We start from the raw sequence: 3433 nt of genomic DNA on the forward strand, positions 1-3433 counted from the left end.
AGTCCCCCGGGTTTTTCGTAATACCCGAATTGTCGGGGGGTTGGCGTTTTCATTCACTCTTAAATGCGACCGTCTTATATAGTATAATTTTCTAGTTCCGTTGATCGGAGCAGTCGTAAGCGGCATTCGTTCGGAACCAATTTGGACTTCCCCCGAAAAAACGGACATTGCTATGCAGTAATTTTTTCTCGAAACTCGACAGGTGTAAGATAGCCTAAAGCCGAGTGTCTTCTCTTTCTGTTGTAATATCTTTCGATATAGTCAAACAGAAAATATTGTGCCTCTCTTGTTGTGTTGAATTTCCTTCTGTAAACCTCCTCTACTTTTAGAGTTTTAAAGAACGATTCCATCGGAGCATTGTCATAGCAGTTACCTTTTCTACTCATGCTTTGGACAAATTCATTCGTATTTAATACTTTTCTAAAGTCCTCACTTGCATATTGAACTCCTCTATCGGAATGAAATATGACTTCTTTTGGATATCCTCTACGAGAAAGAGCTTTCTCAAAAGCCTTCAGGAGATGTTTCGTTTCCAATGTCGAACCTAATTCCCAACCGATGATCTCTCGATTGAAAAGATCTTTGATCGCAAATAGATAAATCCATTTCCCATTGATCGGTATGTAAGTGATGTCTGAAAGCCAAATCCGATTCAATCCATCCGACTTGAAGACTTGATCTAAAAGATTAGGTGCCACAGGAAGTCTGTGCTTCGAGTCTGTTGTCACGGGACGAAAAGAACGCCTCCGATCCGCTTTTAAACCCAGTTTACGCATTCTTCTGTAAACTCGATTCTTAGATACGACAACCCCTTCCGATCGTAGGTCTTGATGAATTCGTAAATATCCAGATCTACCTTCATGCTCTTCAAATAGACGGCGAATTCTTTCGTCCAGCTCTTGATTGGACTTTTCTCTTTTATTATCTTCTCGTTTCAACCAATCATAGTAACCGCTCTTAGATACATTAAGAATCTTGCATATCTTCTCTACAGGAAAATGATTTTTTTCTATATATGTATATTTCATTTCCTTGGTCTCAAGAAGATGGCCACGGACTTTTTTAAGATCTCCCTCTCCTCCGTTACTTCCAAGAGTTCTTTCCTTAAACTTAGAGTTTGTCCCAAAACGTCTCGAGTTTTTTCGGCATCGCATTCATTTCCGCAATTTTCGTATGTTTTGGGACGAGTTCTTATAACGATTCAGAAGCGCCAATAACATTAAAATAGAATAATACCCTCTCATAAAGATTCCTTAAAAAAACCAATTGTAACGAACTTCCGCTCTCCAACCTATAACACCGGATCCGGAATGGAAAACATTGGATTCTCTCATGGAATCCAATTGGATTCCTTTTTGGAGAATCACACCCGTAGGCGTGACTGCCACTTCTTCTTTCTCCCAGCGGATACCCGTAAAATAAGAATTTGCCAATTGGATTAAATAAATCAAAACGGTTCCGGTCGCCACCTTTTCATACTCGTCGATCGATTTCTTATATTCGGAACGTTTCCCGCTCACGATCAATTGTCCCAGTATAGGAATTTGGTCGGAAGGTAATAATTGTACAACCGCCGATACGTCTTCGTATTGCGATTTTGCATTTTTCACATTCTTTGCTGCGTTCATTGTAAGAAATAAACTTCCCCAAAAAAGAGTGCCGTAGGCGATCCCGATAATTTTTCGATCCGCTTTGTAATGTCCCCAACCGGGAAGGACGGCCGACCTCCAGACAAGACTCCAACGATTTTTTTGTCCTAAATCCTTACGGTTAAAAACCGCCTTTTCTTCGGTTCCTTTTTTTCTTCCCTCGTTTTGACCTCTCGAATTTTTGCCTCTTCTAATTGACGAATGTGTATCGCTTCCTCTTCGTTTATATCTTTGTAAATCACTTTAAGAATGCTCGTTTTAGAAAACGTTCGAACACCTCCGTCCCGCAAACGAACCGTGACACTATTTTCGTTCTGGCCGGTGACATCTCCTTTAACGGAAGTTCCGTTTTTCAAAAGGATCGTCTGTTCGCTCCAAATCGGAACAGCGAGAAAAAGAAATGAGAACAATATTAAATGTTTCAAAAGAATCTCCGCTTTTATAAAACCGAAAAAAGTATAAGGTTCTACCCTAAAACTGGGGCAAAATCTTGCGGCTGATATTTCGGACAAAGTAAACTGGAGTTTTGGGACGTGCCGTAAGATCCGTTGAAACGAAAGAATTCGTTTTTGAAAAAAGCCATAAGTTTCGTTTACTAAGGATTGACTCTAACCAAATGTGGGTTTGTTCCCGTAACAAAACTGGAAGCAGCCAACGTGCCGTAGATATATGCCCCGGTCGTCGCGTTGAAAAAAGTTACTGTATTACTATTAAAGTTTGCAACGTATAAGATGTTGGCGGAGGGGTTATATTCGACCCACTGTGGATTGTTTCCCGTAACAAAACTGGAAGCAGCCAACGTGCCGTTGATATACGCCCCGGTAGTCGCATTGAAATAAGTGACCGTGTTACCGGTGTTGTTCGTAACATATAAAATGTTGGCGGAAGGATTGAATGCGGCGCCCCACGGACCTGCTCCCGTAACAAAACTGGAAGCGGCCAACGTACCGTTGATATAATTTCCGTTTGTCGCATCAAAAAAGGTTACCGTATCACTACCGAAGTTTATCACGTATAGGATGTTGGCGGAAGGATTGTATAGAGCGCGAGTCGGGTTTGCTCCCGTAACAAAATGGAGGCGGGCAACGTGCCGTTCATATAATTCCCATTCGTCGCATCAAAGTAAGTTACGTTATTACTATTAAAGTTTGTAACGTATAAGATATTGGAGGATGGGTTGACTTCAAGACCCCATGACATTCCTCCTACCTGCGTGGCAAAACTGGAAGCGACCAGAGTGCCGTTGATATAATTCCCGTTCGTTGCGTTGAAGTAGGTGACCGTATCCGAATTTCGATTTATGACGTATAAGATATTGGAGGATGGATTGACCGCGACCGACAACACGTTGTTTCCCGTAACAAAACTGGAAGCGGCCAACGTGCCGTTGATATAACTTCCGTTCGTTGCATTGAAATAAGTGACCGTGTTACTGGTATTGTTCGTAACGTATAAAATGTTGGCGGATGGATTGACTGCGGCGCCCCACGGATTTGCTCCCGTAACAAAACTGGAAGCGGCCAACGTGCCGTTGAGATAATTTCCGTTCGTTGCGTTGAAATAAGTTACCGTGTTCGAATTTTCATTTGTGGAATACAAAAGATTGGGAGGAACCGTTGCCGGCGAGCCGGGGACATCATTACTATTTGATAATGTGTTATCGGACGGATTGACTTGCTGGCTAAAATAGGCTTGCAGACTACAAGATCGATCCCAGGGGGAACATTCAAAGGAAGAACAGTTTTGTGCAAAAAATAGAATGTAAAAAACAGCAAATACGATTT

At 41.9% G+C, this 3433-nt stretch carries 1 protein-coding gene and 2 pseudogenes; all 3 read right to left on the bottom strand.

What is annotated here, in order from left to right:
• Positions 1 to 170 precede the first annotated feature (170 nt).
• The 3 genes and pseudogenes from LEP1GSC060_RS00140 to LEP1GSC060_RS00155 all read right to left on the bottom strand — a co-directional run bounded on the left by LEP1GSC060_RS00140 (position 171) and on the right by LEP1GSC060_RS00155 (position 3431).
• Positions 171 to 1154, bottom strand: coding sequence for an IS3 family transposase (locus LEP1GSC060_RS00140; RefSeq protein ID WP_002992787.1), 984 nt, complete (start codon positions 1152 to 1154; stop codon positions 171 to 173).
• 99 nt (positions 1155 to 1253) lie between these two features.
• Positions 1254 to 2092: pseudogene (locus LEP1GSC060_RS19045) on the bottom strand (LA_0442/LA_0875 N-terminal domain-containing protein).
• Between the two features lie 152 nt (positions 2093 to 2244).
• Positions 2245 to 3431, bottom strand: a pseudogene (locus tag LEP1GSC060_RS00155) (YncE family protein).
• Between the last annotated feature and the right edge of the window lie 2 nt (positions 3432 to 3433).

Source organism: Leptospira weilii serovar Ranarum str. ICFT (genome assembly GCF_000332415.1).
In the GTDB taxonomy this organism is placed as follows: Bacteria; Spirochaetota; Leptospiria; order Leptospirales; family Leptospiraceae; genus Leptospira; species Leptospira weilii_A.